Annotated in this window: 18 protein-coding genes; 8 read left to right on the plus strand and 10 right to left on the minus strand. The window is 45.6% G+C overall.

The genetic code is table 11. The features are described from left to right. Positions 1-222 precede the first annotated feature (222 nt). Complete coding sequence (locus tag ABXR35_RS12865; protein WP_367060535.1) at positions 223-1,419, minus strand: DUF2625 family protein; 1,197 nt, start codon at positions 1,417-1,419, stop codon at positions 223-225. Positions 1,420-1,764: 345 nt separating this feature from the next. Here ABXR35_RS12865 and ABXR35_RS12870 point away from each other — a divergent pair, with 345 nt between their 5' ends. The 3 genes from ABXR35_RS12870 to ABXR35_RS12880 all read left to right on the plus strand — a co-directional run bounded on the left by ABXR35_RS12870 (position 1,765) and on the right by ABXR35_RS12880 (position 3,610). Beyond that, positions 1,765-2,427 (plus strand): hypothetical protein, encoded by a 663-nt coding sequence (locus tag ABXR35_RS12870; RefSeq protein ID WP_367060538.1) that lies wholly within the window; start codon positions 1,765-1,767, stop codon positions 2,425-2,427. Between the two features lie 73 nt (positions 2,428-2,500). Continuing rightward, the gene (locus tag ABXR35_RS12875) at positions 2,501-3,055 is read left to right on the plus strand and encodes a DUF1697 domain-containing protein (protein WP_367060541.1); all 555 of its coding nucleotides are present in this window, start codon (positions 2,501-2,503) and stop codon (positions 3,053-3,055) included. Positions 3,056-3,151: 96 nt separating this feature from the next. Continuing rightward, positions 3,152-3,610, plus strand: coding sequence for a hypothetical protein (locus ABXR35_RS12880; RefSeq protein ID WP_367060544.1), 459 nt, complete (start codon positions 3,152-3,154; stop codon positions 3,608-3,610). 143 nt (positions 3,611-3,753) lie between these two features. Here ABXR35_RS12880 and ABXR35_RS12885 read toward each other — a convergent pair whose 3' ends face one another. The 4 genes from ABXR35_RS12885 to ABXR35_RS12900 all read right to left on the minus strand — a co-directional run bounded on the left by ABXR35_RS12885 (position 3,754) and on the right by ABXR35_RS12900 (position 7,492). Next, on the minus strand, positions 3,754-3,963 hold the full coding sequence (locus ABXR35_RS12885) for a hypothetical protein (RefSeq protein ID WP_367060547.1): 210 nt from the start codon (positions 3,961-3,963) through the stop codon (positions 3,754-3,756). A 63-nt stretch (positions 3,964-4,026) separates the two neighbouring features. Then, a complete protein-coding gene (locus ABXR35_RS12890; protein WP_367060550.1) occupies positions 4,027-4,812 on the minus strand; it encodes a hypothetical protein in 786 nt (261 codons plus the stop codon). Beyond that, a complete protein-coding gene (locus ABXR35_RS12895) occupies positions 4,812-5,612 on the minus strand; it encodes a hypothetical protein (protein WP_367060553.1) in 801 nt (266 codons plus the stop codon). The genes ABXR35_RS12890 and ABXR35_RS12895 overlap by 1 nt, the downstream gene beginning before the upstream one ends. Positions 5,613-5,872: 260 nt before the next feature. Beyond that, positions 5,873-7,492, minus strand: a complete 1,620-nt coding sequence (locus ABXR35_RS12900) for a DUF1593 domain-containing protein (RefSeq protein ID WP_367060556.1) — start codon at positions 7,490-7,492, stop codon at positions 5,873-5,875. 468 nt (positions 7,493-7,960) lie between these two features. On the opposite strand from ABXR35_RS12900, the gene ABXR35_RS12905 reads away from it, so the two are divergent. The 3 genes from ABXR35_RS12905 to ABXR35_RS12915 all read left to right on the plus strand — a co-directional run bounded on the left by ABXR35_RS12905 (position 7,961) and on the right by ABXR35_RS12915 (position 10,089). Next, positions 7,961-8,590, plus strand: a complete 630-nt coding sequence (locus tag ABXR35_RS12905) for a YfbR-like 5'-deoxynucleotidase (RefSeq protein WP_367060559.1) — start codon at positions 7,961-7,963, stop codon at positions 8,588-8,590. Positions 8,591-8,831: 241 nt separating this feature from the next. Next, a complete protein-coding gene (locus tag ABXR35_RS12910) occupies positions 8,832-9,209 on the plus strand; it encodes a PilZ domain-containing protein (RefSeq protein WP_367060562.1) in 378 nt (125 codons plus the stop codon). Positions 9,210-9,330: 121 nt separating this feature from the next. Further along, positions 9,331-10,089, plus strand: coding sequence for an SDR family NAD(P)-dependent oxidoreductase (locus ABXR35_RS12915; RefSeq protein ID WP_367060565.1), 759 nt, complete (start codon positions 9,331-9,333; stop codon positions 10,087-10,089). 179 nt (positions 10,090-10,268) lie between these two features. Here ABXR35_RS12915 and ABXR35_RS12920 read toward each other — a convergent pair whose 3' ends face one another. Together ABXR35_RS12920 and ABXR35_RS12925 are read right to left on the minus strand one after the other, a co-directional pair. Next, a complete protein-coding gene (locus ABXR35_RS12920; protein WP_367060568.1) occupies positions 10,269-10,574 on the minus strand; it encodes a hypothetical protein in 306 nt (101 codons plus the stop codon). A gap of 257 nt (positions 10,575-10,831) precedes the next feature. Beyond that, positions 10,832-11,800: a LacI family DNA-binding transcriptional regulator gene (locus tag ABXR35_RS12925; RefSeq protein WP_367060571.1), complete on the minus strand. Its 969-nt coding sequence runs from the start codon at positions 11,798-11,800 to the stop codon at positions 10,832-10,834. A gap of 217 nt (positions 11,801-12,017) precedes the next feature. Here ABXR35_RS12925 and ABXR35_RS12930 point away from each other — a divergent pair, with 217 nt between their 5' ends. Beyond that, entirely contained in the window at positions 12,018-13,451 is a 1,434-nt protein-coding gene (locus tag ABXR35_RS12930) for a glycoside hydrolase family 1 protein (RefSeq protein WP_367060574.1), read from the plus strand. A gap of 411 nt (positions 13,452-13,862) precedes the next feature. Here ABXR35_RS12930 and ABXR35_RS12935 read toward each other — a convergent pair whose 3' ends face one another. Together ABXR35_RS12935 and ABXR35_RS12940 are read right to left on the minus strand one after the other, a co-directional pair. Continuing rightward, positions 13,863-14,564, minus strand: coding sequence for a cell wall hydrolase (locus tag ABXR35_RS12935; RefSeq protein ID WP_367060577.1), 702 nt, complete (start codon positions 14,562-14,564; stop codon positions 13,863-13,865). A 723-nt stretch (positions 14,565-15,287) separates the two neighbouring features. Continuing rightward, entirely contained in the window at positions 15,288-15,857 is a 570-nt protein-coding gene (locus ABXR35_RS12940) for a TetR/AcrR family transcriptional regulator (RefSeq protein WP_367060580.1), read from the minus strand. Between the two features lie 131 nt (positions 15,858-15,988). Here ABXR35_RS12940 and ABXR35_RS12945 point away from each other — a divergent pair, with 131 nt between their 5' ends. After that, positions 15,989-17,263: an acyl-CoA dehydrogenase family protein gene (locus tag ABXR35_RS12945; protein WP_367060583.1), complete on the plus strand. Its 1,275-nt coding sequence runs from the start codon at positions 15,989-15,991 to the stop codon at positions 17,261-17,263. 181 nt (positions 17,264-17,444) lie between these two features. Here ABXR35_RS12945 and ABXR35_RS12950 read toward each other — a convergent pair whose 3' ends face one another. Then, positions 17,445-19,382, minus strand: coding sequence for a S9 family peptidase (locus ABXR35_RS12950; RefSeq protein WP_367060586.1), 1,938 nt, complete (start codon positions 19,380-19,382; stop codon positions 17,445-17,447). Positions 19,383-19,393 lie beyond the last annotated feature (11 nt).

Raw genomic sequence — 19,393 nt, forward strand, 5'->3', positions numbered from 1 at the left:
TTGGGTCGACGAGACAAGGTAGAAGGCTGCATAATCCAGTCGATCATTCGTCTGATTGTGCATATAGATCCACAAAAAAAGAAGTCCGCTTAGTGTGGGCTTCTTTTTTTGCGTTGCTTCTTGGGTTGGATAACGATTGCAAAATCAATAGCCTGTTCCCACTCCTACGCGACCTACAAAGGATCGTGGTGCAACAGGCTATATGTATCCCTCTTCTTGCTCTTATTCCGATTCTGCCAGCGGCTCACTGGACAATACGCTTGTTTCTTGCTTTTTCAGCAGTTGAATAAATGCACCGAAGCTATCGGCGATTTTGCGTACATTGCCCTCCATCAGCTGTTGTGCTTCTTCTGCATGATCTGCTTCAGCTTCCGCATCCTCGCGCACCATCGCTTCTTCATGCTCAAGCAGCAGCACCGCAGGTTCAGCCTGATTGTAACGATAATCCAGCAAATAATTATTCCCACTGCTCACACTCCATGCAATCGGAATAATTCGTTGCGGATCAGGGTTTACATCGTTGACCATCGCTCGGTTATTGGCAATAAATTGACCGTCTAATGCTGAGAAATGAATTTCCCAATCGGTTTGCTCCCCTTCTTCGGTATATTGATATGCCTCTTCACCCGATTGGCGTACAAACTCCAAATAATCCAGTGGAAAACAAATACTATAATACTGCTCAATGACATCAATATGATGCTCTATTTCACTGCTTTCATGCGTACTATCTGTCTGTGGCTTTTGCTGTGCCTGTTCATCCTGATACTGTTCCAGCACTAGCTCCCATGCTTCGCGGACGGATACTGGCGATTTGTAGCTGCTATCGCCTCCGCCCTCTTTGGTCCAGAGCGGCGGGTAGTATGAAAAGACCCGATCTGCACCTAATGAAGTCGATTCGTTTTGCCATCCTTCCCAGCGGAAGGTCTCGTAAAATTGCTGCAAATCGCCGACCGCCAGCCAGTTGATAAAGCCTGAATACGCCAGCTCGGTCGATTCCCACTCCAATGTATCAGGAGCAAAATAGTAAATATGCCCAGTCTGCCCAAACCGTCCATTATCCAGTGCAAAAAAGCCGCCTGCCGCATCATATGCTACCGTTAGCATACCCGGAATCTCTGTCAGCACTGGCTGCTCATGCAGCCCATTCCACGAACGCAAGCTGCCATATATGCCCGGCGCACCCGACCCCAGCAGTTTGATCCAGCCATGATCAATAAGCACACCGCCTGTTTCGTAAGCGATAGCGCCCAGATAGGAACGAGTGCTGATTTGTAATCGCTCCAGTGTTTGCCGACTTTCTTCTCGATCGACAGGTAAAAGAATATATGTATGGCGACCGCCTGTGAACAGCTGCATCAGTTCATCCCAAGCATGATTTTCATGGTCAATCAGTTGATCCGCAGATAATGAAGGCATAGGTCTAACCCCTTTGTCGTTAATTTTGGTGAGGAGCTGGGGTGGAGCATACAAGAAACATTCCACTTACATCGATTTGCTTTGATAAGAATAGATAGGAATAGAATGACATGGGATCGGACACAATCGATGGGGGTACGTATGCCTACAGTATAGCAGATGGATATAAGCCAGAGCCAATGGGAGTGAAAGCCCCTGATGTCTTTTTGTAAATATGCTTTTCATCCCCCTTTTTTATATCATAGCCTTTGCTTTTTCAGTGGATCGTCTGTTTGAACTGATTATCGGGAATGCTACAATATATACAGAATACTTCAGCATATACATACAGAAAGGAACATATTCATGGAACAGCATTGGACATTGGAGCAGGCGACTGCTGCTTTTGTACGTCAGCATCAGGATTATAACGCGCTATATGGCTTATTTGCCGGAAATGGTTGGATAGAAGCAGGAGAGCCGCTGGAGGTTGTAGTGGATGAGCGTATCCCGCTATCGCCGGAGCTGCAGTACCTGTATTCGCATTACGAAATCGTTGATCCATCCGCAGAAGAATCACTCAAATTGAAAAACGCAGCGGTACTGATCGGCGATGGCATCCTGCTCTCATTTGCCGCGCCGGAACATCTGCATCGCTTGCAGTCCGGGTATCGCTGGATTGGCGATGTACATGCACCGCAGGAATCGGAACATTGGTCCCCACATCATGTAGTGATTGCCACCTTTAACGATGATCCGATAATTGCAGATACATCAACAGAAGGTACGCCCGTGTATGTATCATTTGAAGGCGGCGATGCGAAACTAGCGGCAACGTCGCTGGCAGACTTGTTCGCAGCATTAACGCTGCTAATAGAAGCCGCATCCATGCTGGGCGGCGAGATTCACGATGAAGAAACCGACGAAGTGAAACCCATTTACCTCAAGCTAATAGAGCCGAAATTAAATGAACTACTCGGTGAAGAAGCAGCGAATCACTTGCTGTTGTACTTGTCGATGCGTTGGTAAGGACATTGCGTTGAATACACAATAGCAGTGAGCTTATACCAATCCCATTTATGGATGAAACGAGGGCTTATTCATGATCTATGTCGCTTTGCTGCGTGGTATTAATGTAGGTGGGAATAATAAGATCAATATGAAGCAGTTAAAGGTTGCTTTTGAAGATGCTGGCATGACGCAAGTGACGACGTATATCCAGTCTGGCAATATTATTTTTGCTAGTGAAGAGTTGCCTCATACTGAGCTAGCGATTCGATTGGAGCGAGCGATCCAACAGGATTTTGCATTGGATATTCCAGTTATGGTGCGTAGTCTGCCAGAGATCGCTGCTGTCATACACGCGTTGCCGGAAGAATGGACCAACGATGACAATATGAAGAGTGATGTGTTATTTCTATGGGATGAGATCAATGACAGCTCTGTATTAGAGCAATTGCCGCTCAAGCCTGATATGGGTACGATGCATTATATTTCTGGTGCTGTTCTCGTATCAGTCCCTCGTGAACATGTCGCGCACAGCGGAATGAACAAGTTGGTTGGCTCGAAGCTGTACCGCTATATGACTGTGCGGAATGTGAATACGACTCGGCAGATTTTTCGTTTGATGCAGGCGGCTGACGAACAGTCGTTATAAATGAAGCGCAGACCCATTCCATGATGAATACCGTATGATGTCATGGTGGTGTGTGCAGTTATACATCTAAATGGATACGAATGAAGGTGAATGTTCATGACCAATCATCAGCCAAAGGAAGTACTGGAAAATGAATCGCAGAGATCTACGAACAGCGTCTTCCATATCAATCGTCAGCACATGCCTGCTTTGCTGCAAGCGTTGGGGACTGCGGAAGAAAATGACATGGCGGAAAAGCTAGTAGGCACAACCTATGCTATCGCGCTACTTCTTGCGCTAGATGCCGTAAGGCAGACTGCTCTGCCGTGGATCGATGCGGCAAAACATTGGTCTCCGCCTGTGACGATCGATTTGGCGCAATGCTCCATCGACTGTACTCAATACAAATCAAACCCAGCTTCATCGCTCCATGCTTCCTCTGTGCTTCAGTTCTGGTTTTATTCAGAAGATTTGGTGGATTGGATGGAGGGATATAGCGAACAGTTTTTTGATTTTGCGGTTATTTTGGATGCCGATTCGCTAGATATTCAGAAAACATTAGGACCGAGCCGCTGATTCCTCCATTTATGGATGTATACCAAAAGGGATGCCGTCTTGATAGATGGCATCCCTTTTCCTACTAACATCTACAGTTTTTATCTCATCATGCCCGCTACATAACTGAAAAGTTAGGATGAACAAAATGAGCAAAACAGGGCTTATTCTGACTCCTCGCCTTGACTGCAAAGCTCCAACAGCGAATTCGCTGCATGTAGCGCATCATCGTAATCCAAATTGCCCGAACCCGCCAGCATAATCGGATATTCGTCCTCTATCGGATCGTTACACATATCGAACAGATAATGATTGCCCCTGCCATCCATCCATCCCGAATGATAATGCAACCGGCATATAATGCGGCACTTCATACACCAGATTCATCTCCCGCAACTGATCCATTCCGTACAATCTCTAAACTGATTAGCAAGTGATTAGAACACGACAGAATTCACTGCTGTTCTAGCACTTTGCAGCAGTGCCTCATACAATTCAGCGGAATAGCGTTCATATTCCGCTCCTTTTCCATGCTCATATGCCATACCGGGCGTGCTATCATTCCACGAACCCATGCCGCCAAATACCCAGCTCTTATAGACAGCATTGAGCAAGCGCCATGCTTCCTCACTGTATACTGGTGGTAATTCAAAGGCATATTTGGCAGTCTTCGTCTTGTCGCCATCCAACAATTGCAATGCTGGATCAAAAAAATTCGTTTTCCAGAAGGCTTCCCCGATCTCTTCAGCTAACGTTGCCACCTGTTCCAGCGCCTTACGCAGTTGTGATGTCATCTCCGCAAGCGGGACAAAGGCGTGACCTGCTTGCTGACTACCACTATACGGATATGGACGATAGGTCACTTGCCATCTGGAACGGGTCGGATGCCGATCGATTTTCCACTCTGGTATCCAGATCGTATGACCCGCTGTTGCTAGCGCAGCAATTCCATGCCTTGCACCGCCACCCATAAATCCGCTGTTTTGCCATGATGCAGTGGAAGCATCCTCTTCCGTTATATGGACAAGCATGAAGCGCTGGTATTGCTCAGCACGTAGCTGCTCCAGCCATTCACTCCAAATCAGCAGCTGATCCCCACTTTGAAAACGCACAATCATTGTATCTGTTTGCTCCAACTCCTTGCTGACAGCATCGTTGGCATGGATCAGATAGCCATTGCCCAGCGCGGTAATGAGCAGCATTTGATGTAATTCTCCATTCATTACGTTAACCCCCAATCTGCAAAATAATGCTTCACTGCCTGTTCGTTATATCCATCCTGCCCCTGCCATTCAGCCATCGACATAAAATCAGTATCATGCCCTCGTCCAATCCGCGGCAGATCGGTCGTCTGCAATATACCACTATAACCGAGTATTTCCATAAGTACATCGCGTTCGTGCTTGCTGGAAGGCAAGAGGTCCTTCCAACGCTTTTCTAGTTTGCGCGCACGTTCTACTGGCTCACACTGGTTTACAGCTTCCAACATTTGACGGAATATCTGCACATCCTGCTCTGTTGCCTCCACATGCTGCTCTCGGCTAAACAGTTCAAGATCCATCCAGCAATATAACAGCCAATTTAGTCGAATGCCGCCCCATTTGATCCGTTCAAAATTCAGTACATTCAGATCGCCATCCACAACTTCTCGGTCAGACATCAATCTGTGATGATTACAATCACCGCAGCTGCTAGTCTGTGCATGTACACTTTTTCGTTGCTCATACGTATGCAGCGGCAAATCTGCTGTTAATGCCCAACTGGACAATACACTGCGTAAATGGGTTTTTCGTGTCGACAAACTATGTAAAAAAGCTTCACTGACCTGTTGTAGCGTCATCCGCTTATGTAATTCGTCCAATCGTTGGATCAGTTCATCATGTGTAATCGTAATCGGGTCGAACATGATGCCCTGACTGCGCGCATATTCAAAGTCCGGTCCAGTAAATGTCCGTACTCCCGGCTTCCAACCGCCAGAGTTCCAAAAGGTTTTCATCAGAATCTGTTTCGCTTTTTTATCCATTCTATGCCTGCCTTTCTGATCTGTTTAATCATCGCTATGCTATCCTTGCTATTACCGTATTTGCATGTCTGGCACCATAGTTACTCTCTATACAGTTTACAACATTCCTTCACTCAATGAAAAAAGCCCTCCCGTTCAGCTATATCTCTCGTACGCCAATGCGTATACAAGGACATCAACTGCACAGAAAGGCTGTATCCATACTCACTCTTGATCATTGTGAATCCTTGAACGTTACTTGATTGTCAGTTCCCGTACTCTTACTTCACTGTAATGATTACACGTTGGTAATGCTTCAACGTGTGCGTACCATCATCCTGCACTTCAGCGATCATATGAATCGTATCGCCAGATTTGGCATCCTTCGGCACTTGGAATTTGACAGTGGCAGTGTTGCTATGTTTTAAACCAATCGTATTGCGCTTCTCGCCTTCCGCAACCGGACGATGGATACCGAGCAGCAGATCGCCAGCCAGTTGTTTCTCCTCTGGTGCAGGCGCTACGCTGGAATCGTTGTACGTATCAGCTTCAAAATAACGCCACCATTTGTATGTTAGCTTGTCGCCATCCGGGTCTTGACCTACAGCATGCAGCGTCATATATTGTCCCGGTTTGGCAGTCAGATTCAGCCCCTCTTTCACGGTCAACGTTGGATTGTGATTGGCATCCTTGTAGCTGGTCGCGATTGCCCAATCCGCACGGGCAGCAAAATCGTTCTGAATATCGTCGAACCAACGCAGCAGCGAATATTCGGCTTCATAACGGTTCGTATACACATCGTAATCCAATACAGTATTACGATATAGCGTATCGTTCACTTTACCGAAGCGTCCGCCCCAACCGCCATAGCTGGGGTCCTCGTTGCTACGAAGACCGTTGTTAATCAGATAAAAGAAGGACGGCGAATCACCCTCAGAAATGAAATCGTATAGATCGTATTGCGGATTGTTTTTCAAATAGTCTGCGCTGCCGCGTTGTTCTTCCGCCAGCTCGCCATCGATCATTTTCCCATCACCCATCAGTGCATACAGTGCCAATAACGGACCGTGATCATGCTGGATATTTTGGTAATTCCACATACCGTGCAGCTTACTGTTTAACGCTTCCGTATGATATTTCCATGCGTAGGCAAAATGCCAAAAGTTCGACTGATCATTGATGATGCGGATATTAGGCCAGCTTTTGGCGATATAGTCATTGTAGCTGTCATCCTGATCAAGAATGATATACAGCACGAGCTTGTCGTTGATTTTCTTCTGAATCGCTGCCCATTGATCGGTACCTTTGTACTGTTCTTCGATTGATTTAAGCGCACGAGCAGTCGTGTTGGTTCCGCCCCAAGTTTGTACATACAGGTCACGTTTGTCGTTGTCGAGGAACAGCTTTGCCAGAAATTCCGAGCCTTCAGTCACTTTGTCCATCTCGCCTTTGTAGGAGATGTTACCAATCTTAGTCACACTGCGAATATAATCTGGCGTTGGATAACCGTCTGCTTGTTTGATCAAATTCGGATAGGCTTGAGCATAGGCATCTGTCATTTGGCTCAGCCATTCGGTTCCTGTCCAGCGATAAGGCGCAATGCCCTTGTCTGGATCGCCTGCGTAGTGGTACACCGAGCTGGTTAGCACAATGCCTGCCAGATCCATTTCGTTGGAATACAGCAGAAAACGCAGCATGGAGTTCATATCATCCACTTCACCATCATTGGTAATGACGGTTCTCGCTTTGCTTGTCTGCTGCTGATTCTGGGCGGCGGAAGCTTTTTTTGTATGGCTGACGGTGTTGTTGTCGGCTGCCATCGCTTGTCCACCCATGCCACTGATCAGCAGTACACACAGATTAACCGATAGCAGTGTCTTAATCCACTTGCTTTTCCCCATTTGAATCTACCCCTTTTCCCTGTGATCTACCGAATGAATCGTGAACTTGTCTGCTGCATACTACATCGTCCGTCTCCATCCCCTGAGACGAAAAAAACCTGGCTACAGCCATATCCCGAGCACGGAATATCGCTATAACCAGGTTTTGCCTGCATGACCAGTCACAATCCTGAGGAATACGGTATCATACTTATTTTACAATGTAAACGCTTAATATATGTTGGAGAAGGGAAAATATTCTAGTTATGTTGCTAATTCTAAGCGAAATGATACTCTAATGTAGCTATGCACATCATCTTCCCATACTCGTTATATCGCTTCAGCTTTGGAAGTTCTCCTTTCAACATAAGCATTAAGCAAAAATTGACCTGCACTTAACGTACCGTTAACACTACAGGGCTATGCTGAAATGGATATTATAGTCATCAATCCACACCAATTCATCGTAATCAAAGGATGGTTAGTCATATGGGAATTCACGCTTATTTTCGTTCACTGGATGATCTGGAACGGATTATCCGCTGTCCGGGCAAATTCAAATTTGAGCAGCATAGTGTATCCGCTCACTCTTGGAAAGTTGTTCAATACGCCAAAACGCTTGCCGACATCGAAGAAACGCACGGTGTCGTGATCGATTGGAAAAAGCTCTACGAAATCACGAGCAGCCACGACTATGGCGAAATCTTTATCGGTGATATTAAAACCCCAGTCAAGCATTCCTCACTAGAGCTTCGCTCCTTGCTGCAAAAGGTAGAAGAAGGAATGATCGAGCATTTTATTGACGAAAATATTCCAGAAGAATTCAAAAGCATCTTCCGCCGTCAGCTCCATGAAGGCAAGGATCATTCTACCGAAGGGCTTATTCTTGAAGTTGCCGATAAAATGGATCAAGTATACGAAGCCTTTTCTGAATTGCAGCGTGGCAATACCGAGAAAGAATTTATTACTATGTATCGCAGCGCCCTAGTGAAGATCAAAAACATTAAGCTACATTGTGTCGATTATTTTCTGGATCATATTTTGCCGGATATGGTACATGAAGGGACCTTCTCCACCATTGATATTAAACGCATCACCGAGGAAGCGCTGGCCCAGTAATGGGAACCAGCCTTTTATTATGTAATCCCTTCATTTACAGACTTCTTCTGTCGATAGTAAGTATACATGATATATTTAGAGAGCAAGCAGCATACGGATGAACAGTATACTATTCATGATTCCACGATCGTCTATCCGTATCCCTGCCTCCTCTCATTTCCACAATCGCAGCTTATCCGGTATACACACCAAAGCATATCGGTATATACACAGAAATAAGTCTGCTACCCGGGAGGTCGCCATGATACACAATCGCAGAAAGTCCCCATTCCGTTATGTATTGAAACAACCTGTTTCCTTTGAAATGCAAATTATGCATATCAATGGTCAAATTGTCGATACCAAGCCAGTTCAAGCGCTATTGCTGGATCTTAGCCGTTCTGGTTGCCGCATCTCCCTACCGCTGGAAATTCCGGCTCAAAATAATACTGTACACGTCCGTATCCGCATGCTGCTGCACGAAGAACCGCTACTGCTGGAAGGACGATTGCAATGGAATCGCACGGAAGGTGGACGTTATCATTATGGCATTCACTTGGATACCACTTCCTATAATCGCGACCATTTACTGCGCGAATTACGACTACTCGCCAGCAAAAACCTGATCATCATTACCTAATCCTAGATTCCGCACAGACACTTTGTGGCTTGTGCGGAATTTTTATATGCTCATTTGTAATTTTCCAGTAACCATACCATAATGGGTACGATACATCATAACGTACGAAGGAGAGAACCATATGACTGACAAAAAGAATAAAGTAGCCATCATTACTGGGGGCGGCAGCGGCTTGGGATTGTCTACCGCATTGAAACTAGCTGAAGCGGGTGTGAATATAACCATCGTAGACATTTCTGAAGCTGCTGGCGTAGCGGCTGTAGAGCAATTGGAAGCCAAAGGAGTCAAAGCTTTGTTCGTACAAGCTGATGTTAGCCAAGCCCAAGACGTCAAACACTATGTAGATCAAACGGTCAGCACCTTCGGTACGATTGATATGTTTTTCAACAATGCTGGTATTTCCGGTCCCGGTACCCGTTTTGCCGACAATACGATTGAACAAATTGAGCAGGTCGTGGGCATCAACCTGCTGGGTGGATTGTATGGCTTGAAATATGTATTGGAAGTGATGCTGCAAAATGGCGGCGGCTCTATCGTCAATACATCATCTACCGCTGGTCTAGTCGGTCAAGCAACAGTCGGTTCATACTCTGCTACCAAACACGGCATCATTGGTATTACTAAAACGATTGCCGTAGAATACGCGGCAGAAGGCATTAACGTAAATGCCATCGCGCCGGGTACAACGGAGACACCGATGGTCAAACAATATCGCCAAGACAACCCAGAAACCTTCCAAGCAGTCGAAGCCGCCATTCCACAGCGCCGCCTTGGTCAGCCGGAGGAAATCGCTGCGTTGGTCGCGTTCCTATTGAGTGATGAAGCGAAGTATATTAATGGTGTGGTTGTGCCGATTGATGGTGGGTTTACTGCGCAGTAACGGTAGTGAAATATGAACTACAAGTATCGGAAGAATCTGTGCATTCATCGGGTAGAGTACCATTCAACATAGCATAGATCGATGTTCAAAAAAGCAGCCTTGGGATTTCATCTCCCAGTGGCTGCTTTTGGATTCTCCATACAATAGATATGGAAATATTTATATGGTATAGATGCTACCTATCTCGTCCGCATGTGCTGCTTCAATTGCTCATTTTCCTGAAATGCAAGCATAAACCGGGATGGATCATGACGAATCGTATAGGAAAACACCCCTTTGCTCGTATGCAAATAAAATAATCCTTCTCCTGCTCCAAGTCGGCGATAGGACATATCAAATACATCTTTCAATGAAAATTCACGGCGATGAGTAATCAACCGATCCTCGTACAGTACCATCTCGCGCTCATCAGTCAAATAATGTTGTCCCGTACTGTTCAGTTCACGCTCAATTTTGTAATAAGGCTGTACAGCAATCTGCTTCATCACAATCCCCGCCTCTCGCAAAAATGAAAAAGTACTCCGTACCGGCTCTTCACCGGGCATCATCCTGCCGTTCTACCCTCTTTATCGGCATACAAACAGGAATGTTAAGGTCTTATTACCCAAAATCGAAGCTACTTGTTCAGCAATGGAGAGAGAAATTTGCAAGATCGCGATTTTACTTATGCCACCTCAAATAAGAAACGCTTCAGCATAACATATACAATACAGGATGTAAGATATAGACCATATACACAGACTCAGGTCGTTTCACGGGCGATCAGCTCATATTCCAATCGTTTCGGTTCGATCAACTGACGACCAAGCACTTCCCATAACCGATAAAAGGCATGCACCGCCTGATCCGCAATCGGGTTGCGAATCGTCGTAATACCTAGTGTGCGCGCCAGCTCACTATCATCAAAGCCAACAATCGCCAGCTGCCCCGGCACATCAATTCCTTGTCTGCGTGCTTCCGCCTGCATGCCCATCGCCACATAATCATTCGCACATAGCACCGCCTGCGGCATCTCCGGTGCTGCGGAAAGACGACGCACCATTTCCTCGCCATTGGACACATTAAATACAGAATAATGATACCAATCACGTAGCACTGGCAACCCTTGGCTTGCCATAAAATGCTCATATGCTTCACGTCGACTGCGTGTATTCAGACTGTCGACCCGTCCAAACATATTGGCAATGCGCGTATACCCGCGTGATACTAGATGCTCCAATGCCAACCGATACCCTTCCCCCTGATCCATAGCAATCGACGGAATCTCATCATTCCCCATTCGCTGCCATGACACGATAGGACCGTATTCGCAGTATTTTTTCAGCATTTTCGGATCGTTCACACAGGTAATAATCACCAATCCATCTACTCGCTTGCTACGTAGGTCTTCAAACGCGCGCAACTCACTTTCTTTATCATCGCGGGTCGTATAAATAATCGTCTGAAAACCATAATCCATCGCAATATCAATAAATCGCTCCAGAAAAGACAAAATAATCTCGCTCGTGCTCGCCATTACCATCCCAATCTGATTCGTTTGCCCGGTGGACAGCGAAACCGCGTTGCGGTTCGGTACATAATTGAGCTGCTGCATAATATCAGTGATTTTGGCTCTCGCTTCATCGCTCACATGTGGTGAATGATTAATCACTCGTGAGATCGTTGCACGCGAATAACCAGATAACTTAATAATTTCATCAAACTTGGACATGTCTGTTCTCCTCTTGCACATGAATAACATCGCATGGCTTATATATCTGTAAACCGCATGATAACGGCGCTGTACCCTCTGCGGATCAGCCTCTTTCCGCTTCCAATAACTGACATCAAAATCACGCTTGACATGTAACCCGTTCCAACGATTACGCTTGATGTGCAGTGCTGCTAACAGTGTAGCACAAAAAACAGACAGAAATGGAGTGCTGAACATGAGTAACTCTCAAAATAACGTGCCGAATTTCCCAGACGGCTTCCTATGGGGCGGCGCTATTGCAGCCAACCAAGCGGAAGGCGCATTTGACCAATACGGTAAAGGCTGGTCTACTCAGGACGTAGCTCCCAAAGGCGTCATGGGTCCAATCACCGAAGTTCCAACGGAAGATAATATGAAACTGGTCGGTATCGACTTTTACCATCGTTATAAAGAAGACGTGAAGCTGTTCGCAGAAATGGGCTTCAAAGTATTCCGTACTTCCATCGCATGGTCGCGTATTTTCCCGAAAGGCGATGAAACAGAGCCGAACGAGGAAGGTCTGCAATTTTATGATGATCTATTCGACGAGTGTCTGAAATATGGCATTCAGCCGCTGGTCACCCTGTCTCACTACGAAACGCCACTGCATCTCTCCAAAGAATACGATGGCTGGGTCAACCGTAAACTTGTTGGCTTCTACGAGCGTTATGCGGAAACGGTATTCCGTCGGTACAAAGATAAAGTGAAATACTGGCTCACCTTTAACGAGATCAATTCCATTTTGGAAGCTCCGTTTATGAGCGGCGGTATCTATACACCCAAAGATGAACTGAGCAAGCAAGATCTGTATCAGGCGATTCACCATGAACTGGTTGCCAGCGCATCCGCAGTGAAGCTATGTCATGAGATCATTCCAGATGCTCAAATTGGCTGTATGATTCTCAGCATGCCAACGTATCCGCTGACTCCAAATCCAGATGATGTAATCGCAGCAATGGAAGCTGAACACAAAAACTATTTCTTTGGCGATGTTCATGTACGCGGACGCTATCCGGGCTATATGAAACGCTACTTCCGCGAAAAAGGTATCGAGATCAAAATGGAAGCTGGCGACGAAGAAACCTTGCTGCATACGGTTGATTTTGTGTCGTTTAGCTACTATGTCAGCATCTGCGAAACCGCTGACCCGGAACAAAAAACAAGCGGACATGGCAACCTGTTCAGCGGCGTACCCAATCCATATCTGAAAGCAAGCGAATGGGGTTGGCAGATCGATCCACAAGGTCTGCGTTATGTACTGAATATGTTCTATGATCGCTACCAGAAGCCACTGTTTATCGTGGAAAATGGTCTCGGCGCTGTCGATGAGCTGATCACCAATGCAGATGGCGAAAAAACGGTTGAAGATGATTATCGCATCCAATACCTGAACGATCATCTGCTGCAAGTGGCGGAAGCTGTTGAAGATGGCGTAGAGGTAATGGGCTTCACCTCATGGGGCTGTATCGACGTAGTGAGTGCATCTTCCGCTCAACTGAAAAAACGCTACGGCTACATCTATGTCGACCGCAACGACGACGGCTCCGGTACACTGGAACGTTATCGCAAAAAATCGTTCCACTGGTACAAAGACGTGATTGCAACCAACGGTAAAAGTCTAAAGCGATAAGAAACACGAATCGCAGCTGTCCATCATATAGACAACTTTATGATATAGACAGCTCTATGATCCATTGAATATGGAACCGACAGAATACCGCACATGATGCACATCATGAATAGCTGTAAAGTAGCGGAGCAGCAGGTTGAAATGATATATATCTGCCTCCCGGCATAGCGGAACACCCTAACTCTGTACATGCCAACTTCTCATTCATGCGCATCCATAACGGTTATTATCGTTCGGTTTGATATGATATAAACAAAGAAGACGATCCAGCGCATATGCGGATCGTCTTCTTTTCATTATTTATCATGTGAACCTTTGAAATTGCACCCTGTTTTTTGAACATTCATCATACGATTGGCAAATCAGGCTTGACCGTTTGCAGGATGGATTTGCCATGTGCCTTCATAACATTCAGTTTGTGAAAATATGTTGTCCCAGCGTAATAACTGCTGGACGCTTCATACTCCATTCCGATGTAGCAATACGCGGATTGTAGTAGTATAGCGATCCGTTCGTTGGATCAACGCCCTTCAATGCCTGTTTTGCCGCATTGTAGGCTGTTTTGTTCGGTGTCAGGTAGTACTGACCATCGGATACGGCTGTAAATTGACCTGGCTGCATCACAACTCCCCAAATGGTGCTTGGGAATTCGCCCGATTGCACGCGGTTCAATACTACTGCGCCTACCGCGACCTGACCTTCAAATGATTCCCCACGCGCTTCACCGTAAATAACATGTGCCAGAATATCCAGTGAATCCTGATCCATCTTATAGCTGCCGCTACGATTGGACGTAGATGTAACGGGGGCGCTCGCTGTTACGATGCCGCTGCTTTTCACACCCAGCTTGGCAAACGTCGCTGGTCCAGCGATGCCGTCCGCGCTCAAGCCGTGAGCACGCTGGAATTGTTTTACCGCGTTGGATGTGATACTTCCGTAATATCCTGTTGTATTTGCGTAGAAATATCCCTCTTTGGCGAGCTGACGTTGCAGATCGACTACATTCTGACCGCGCATTCCTTGTTTTAGCAGGGAAGCATCAGCGGATTTTGCCATCATGGTTACACCCATCACACAGGCGCAGGATACTACAAAAGCGGGTAATTTTCTCATTGTTCAGTATAACCTCCATATTTCAGTAATAAAGTACAGGCATCCATTCATGTTGTAAATAAAAGGCATATGGAATTCCGAGTTAGCAGAACTGGCTTGTACGCATACAATCGCTGTACAAACATTGTGTAAATAATTACAATCCTATTGAAAGTAATACCGGAATCTAGCCGGTTTACATGATCTACCTGTTAGCAATGTATTCCATACGGTTCTATCCGTTTCATCCGTGCAAACGAATAACGTCGAACCTATTCCAATGAAAAGCTGATGCACATTTGGCATGTCATCATACTCTATACCTATATCGACAAACCTATCCTCTTTTAACACCATTTGCTTGCTGTGTAACATGCTTCGCACACTGTATGCGTGCTGTTATGTGTTGCTGTATGCTTGATCCGCTTCCTACAGCCGTCTATTTCGATTACGTATGACAAATTTGTAACCATGTAAGTATGCAAATGATGTGTGTACACGTAGCAGTATAGCATAGCGTTTTTTATCTATGCGCCCTGCCATAGACCTAACATTTACTTATAGATCAAGCATTTTTTAACAAATTCCACAGATCGAATAATGAAACTGGGGCTGTGGTTTTAAATTTCAAGGATGTTTGGTAAGTAGCTGGTAAAATGAGAAATTTCATTTTTGTCATTATTCTCAAGCAGTATAGCAGATTTTAAATAAAATGCAAAATCGGTTCCTTAATCAGCGTGAAATTCAAACGTTTCCCCTTGCATTCCAATTCCAGTTCATATTGCGCTCAAACCTGCGGTACAGCTCATCTGTGCTGATCGGCATATTGTTTTGCAACCACCATTGCAGCACGCTCAGCGCACTCCCAATATATGCTTCAATGGCAATCTCTCTGTCCATGACGTCCATGTCTTTCCATTCTTGATTCTGCTCGTCCGCATAGTGCATGATGCCCATTTTCATCTCGCTTCGCAATATGTTACGAAGAGAATCGCGATCTTCTAGTAATAATTGCGAAAACAGTTCTTTGTGTTGTATAGCAACCTCACATACTTCGTGGAAATTACGAGCTGGGTCGATTGGTCCTGATTGATTCAACTCCTCATCAGCAATCTGTCGCAGTGCCTGAGTAAGAAGATCAAATTTATCCTGAAAATGAACATAGAACGTCGTACGATGAACCATTGCCAGATCACAAATTTGCTTGACTGTAATCGTTTCAAATGATTCCTTTTTGATCAAGTCCATCAATGCTTGATATAACAATTTACGTGTTCTTTTGACTCGTAGGTCTTCTTTTTCGGATTTATTCACGACACATTCTCCTTTATGTATAGTTACTCGTCAAATTTGAAGTTTTATCGGTTGAAGCCATTTATTATACACAATATCATTTAGCCTATAAACATAACTTAACTATACAGATGTATAAAAAGGAGAGAGTAATGATGACTATGATGAGCAAAGATACACAACTTACCCATAACGAAAAACAACTACTGCAACATGCAACGGATCTGATCCCATTTCTACAGAGCTATGCGCGTCAGATTGATCAGGAGCGTCATATTCCAGATGAAGTGATCGAAAAGCTGTCAGCAGCTGGGCTATTCCGATTAGGAACACGTCAAAAATATGGCGGTCATGAAGTGAGTATTCGGGCAATGGTGGAAATCATCTCTGAAGTTGCTAAAGGTAATGGCTCGGTTGGCTGGGTCGTACAGATTATTAACGGCAATAATTACAATGCTACCTTGTCATTGTCCGAATCGACTCTGGATTCGATCTTCGGTCAACACGAAGAAGTTCGTTTCTGCTCTGTATTGCAACCACGCAAAGCTAGCATCCAACAAACACATGATGGTTATTTGATCAAGGAAGGGTTCTGGGGATTTGCTTCCGGCTCTAAACACGCGACTCATGCGCTGTTAAATATAAATGATCTAAACAATCGTTCTGATCAGCAGCAGCCTGAGATGATTTTGGCAGTTATACCCATGGACCAGATTGATATTGTAGATGACTGGTATACGATCAGCTTAAAAGGCTCTGCCAGCAATAGTCTCAAGCTGCAGGATGTATTCGTGCCAAATGAATATATTGCTAATACTAAGTTAAGTGGCATAGAGATGTCGCAGCAACCGAGCGACGGTATAAATCGATACAAACCTTATACTCAAGTCATTACCACCATTACAACAGGCATAAGTGCCATTCTCGGTCTAGCCAGAGCGGCTGTCGATTGTTTTGTTCAAAAGGCTCCCACACGTGGAATTACTATGACAGTTCATCCTTCGCAGGCAGCGGTCGGTCATATTCAGTATCATGTTGGATTGGCAGCGATGAAGGTGGAATCGGCGCATTTGCATATTAGTCGCACCATTGATCACCTAGAGGATCATGTGCAGACCCATCGCCCCTTTACCGTACAAGAATTTGCCCAAATGCAAACTGATATCGCATATGCCTCAAAATTGTGCTGGGAAGCAGTCGATCTGCTCGTAGCAGAAAGTGGCGGCAGCTTTGTCGCTGAATCGAACCGACTCGCCGAGATTTTTCGCGATATTCGTGGTGGAGCCAATCATGCACTGACTACAGCATCTACAGGGTTGGAGCTGTATGGCAGAGTATTGATGGGGCAAGCTCCACAACAGACTATGACATTGGGTGTAGCGGCACAGCTCCAAGACTTGGTGTCTGCCGGAACCTACCATAAGTAACATAAGCATTCCATATGGATATGTTATATGGAATAGATCAAAAACAAAGCCGAGAATCGTAAGATTCTCGGCTTCTTGCCTTATCATTGATAATATCTCGTCATTTGCTATTCTACCTAGTTCATTGATCGTCCTGATCGATCCATTGATCATCCATCTCATTCTTGTATTCTTATATTGTTTACCGCAAATGTCGAGCAAAAAATTCTACCGTTTTACTGTGCATTGTAATATGGTTTTCCAATCGCTCCGTCTGGTGCCCCTCATCCTCGAAAATGATCAGCTCCACTTCTTGATTCCGAGTCTTCATATCATGCACTAGCTGTTCCGCCTCACTAACCGGCACACGTGTATCGTTACGACCATGAAATACAAGGAGTGGCGCTGTGATACGTCCAGAATGATGCAATGGTGCAATCTCATCGAAAAAGTCACTGTGTTCTTCCAATGAGCCATATTCGTATTCGCGTAATTTTCGGCGCCATTCGCCCGTATTTTGCAGCAATGTTTTCAGATTGGAAATACCAACTATATCTACACCTGCTGCCCATAGTTCAGGGTAATGTGTCACCGCAGCCAGCACCATAAAGCCGCCATAGCTTCGTCCCATAATACCGATGCGCTCTGGATGAACATTATGCCGAGCAATCAGATCTTTGACGAGCCATGCCAGATCCTGTACCGAATCCATCCGTTTGCGCGCATCGTCCAGCTCCACATAGGTTCTGCCATATCCGAGACTTCCCCGTACATTCGGTGCAGCTACGACAAATCCCTGACTAACCAAATACTGCATTACTGGATGATATTCTGAACGCGTTTGCCCTTCTGGTCCACCGTGTACATAGATTACTGCGGATCGTCCGCTTTCCTGCTGACGTTCATTTGCAGATTGACCTTTGTCACCTTTGCCCAATGAAGCAGATGGAGCTGGTAGTAATGCATCGCTCTGCTCTCCATCTCCACTCCGCCCTGCATTCCATTCATGATCAGACGAAGGCGTGTACAAAAAGTATGGCACCTCTAATCCATCAAACGATTCATACTGATGCAGCGACGGCTGTACCAATTGGGAGCTAATCTGCTCCGACTCGCCCATTCGGGTCAATCGCACCAATTCACGAGTTAAACGATGATACTTCCAAATATCCCCCGGCTGCACTGCCGATTTGAACGTAAACAGCAGTTCCTGTTCATTCAGCCATACTGGCGATTCAACGACACCTTTTGGCAGTACCTCGATCATTTCCTGCTCGCCCGTATCGGTGAAATATAATCCCAATTGCGAAATCCCGCCTTCGTTAATATGAAAAGCAAGCACTTCGCCTGTAGGCGTTGCTGCCAAGTGTTCAATATCCCAACGCGGCACATGCAATAGTTCTCGCAACCGAGAGGGGTCGGCAGTCGAAAAGCTGGCTACGTATAACGTTTCCTCATTCAGATCCGTTAACACATAGCCTCTGTTGCCCTGTCCAGTAATAACGACAGATTCATAATGAGCAGACGGATGATCTGGTCCAATTCGCTTCTGTTCTCCCGTATGTATATTCAGCATGTAAATGGCATTATTCAGATTCGTTTCCTGAATACGAATCAGTAATGTCTCCTCATCCACCCATTGCAGAGGTACGCAATTGGCAGTATATTCAAAAACAATCCGACGTTCCCCTGTATGTACATCCACAATCCAAACGTCAAAAGCACCTGCTGCACGACGATTGCTGGAATAGGACAACCATTTCCCGTCCTTCGACCAGCCACCAATATGATGAAAATGCTCTGCCGATTGCACCAGTGGTCGCATATGACGTACACCCTGCCCTTGATCATCCAGATCGGCAATCCAAATTTGCTGCTTCTCGTTCCCTTGATGATCGACACCAACGACAACCTGAGTGCCCTGTGGATGATAAAAGACACTCAATATCCGATCTTCCGCTTCCATGAATAAAAAGGGAATCTGCTGCTCATCCAATGCCCACATTTGCGGGATGCCTCCTACTCTAGATAGAAACGTCCAAGCATTGCGACCGGGAATTACACCGGGTTTATAGGCTGATGGTACAGTCAAGTATTCCATCAATATGGGAACTTCACTCATATCGCTCATCTCACTCATGGTTACAACCT

The organism is Paenibacillus sp. JQZ6Y-1 (assembly GCF_040719145.1).
Taxonomy (GTDB): domain Bacteria; phylum Bacillota; class Bacilli; order Paenibacillales; family Paenibacillaceae; genus Saccharibacillus; species Saccharibacillus kandeliae.

What these genes read in the sequence shown, in the direction of transcription:
- ABXR35_RS12870 (WP_367060538.1), top strand. Translation starts at nt 1,765, where the DNA reads ATGGAACAGCATTGGACATTGGAGCAGGCGACTGCTGCTTTTGTACGT.
- ABXR35_RS12865 (WP_367060535.1), bottom strand. Translation starts at nt 1,419, where the DNA reads ATGCCTTCATTATCTGCGGATCAACTGATTGACCATGAAAATCATGCT.
- ABXR35_RS12935 (WP_367060577.1), bottom strand. Translation starts at nt 14,564, where the DNA reads ATGAGAAAATTACCCGCTTTTGTAGTATCCTGCGCCTGTGTGATGGGT.
- ABXR35_RS12900 (WP_367060556.1), bottom strand. Translation starts at nt 7,492, where the DNA reads ATGGGGAAAAGCAAGTGGATTAAGACACTGCTATCGGTTAATCTGTGT.
- ABXR35_RS12880 (WP_367060544.1), top strand. Translation starts at nt 3,152, where the DNA reads ATGACCAATCATCAGCCAAAGGAAGTACTGGAAAATGAATCGCAGAGA.
- ABXR35_RS12890 (WP_367060550.1), bottom strand. Translation starts at nt 4,812, where the DNA reads ATGAATGGAGAATTACATCAAATGCTGCTCATTACCGCGCTGGGCAAT.
- ABXR35_RS12945 (WP_367060583.1), top strand. Translation starts at nt 15,989, where the DNA reads ATGATGACTATGATGAGCAAAGATACACAACTTACCCATAACGAAAAA.
- ABXR35_RS12905 (WP_367060559.1), top strand. Translation starts at nt 7,961, where the DNA reads ATGGGAATTCACGCTTATTTTCGTTCACTGGATGATCTGGAACGGATT.
- ABXR35_RS12925 (WP_367060571.1), bottom strand. Translation starts at nt 11,800, where the DNA reads ATGTCCAAGTTTGATGAAATTATTAAGTTATCTGGTTATTCGCGTGCA.
- ABXR35_RS12885 (WP_367060547.1), bottom strand. Translation starts at nt 3,963, where the DNA reads ATGAAGTGCCGCATTATATGCCGGTTGCATTATCATTCGGGATGGATG.
- ABXR35_RS12920 (WP_367060568.1), bottom strand. Translation starts at nt 10,574, where the DNA reads ATGAAGCAGATTGCTGTACAGCCTTATTACAAAATTGAGCGTGAACTG.
- ABXR35_RS12950 (WP_367060586.1), bottom strand. Translation starts at nt 19,382, where the DNA reads ATGAGTGAGATGAGCGATATGAGTGAAGTTCCCATATTGATGGAATAC.
- ABXR35_RS12910 (WP_367060562.1), top strand. Translation starts at nt 8,832, where the DNA reads ATGATACACAATCGCAGAAAGTCCCCATTCCGTTATGTATTGAAACAA.
- ABXR35_RS12930 (WP_367060574.1), top strand. Translation starts at nt 12,018, where the DNA reads ATGAGTAACTCTCAAAATAACGTGCCGAATTTCCCAGACGGCTTCCTA.
- ABXR35_RS12895 (WP_367060553.1), bottom strand. Translation starts at nt 5,612, where the DNA reads ATGGATAAAAAAGCGAAACAGATTCTGATGAAAACCTTTTGGAACTCT.
- ABXR35_RS12875 (WP_367060541.1), top strand. Translation starts at nt 2,501, where the DNA reads ATGATCTATGTCGCTTTGCTGCGTGGTATTAATGTAGGTGGGAATAAT.
- ABXR35_RS12915 (WP_367060565.1), top strand. Translation starts at nt 9,331, where the DNA reads ATGACTGACAAAAAGAATAAAGTAGCCATCATTACTGGGGGCGGCAGC.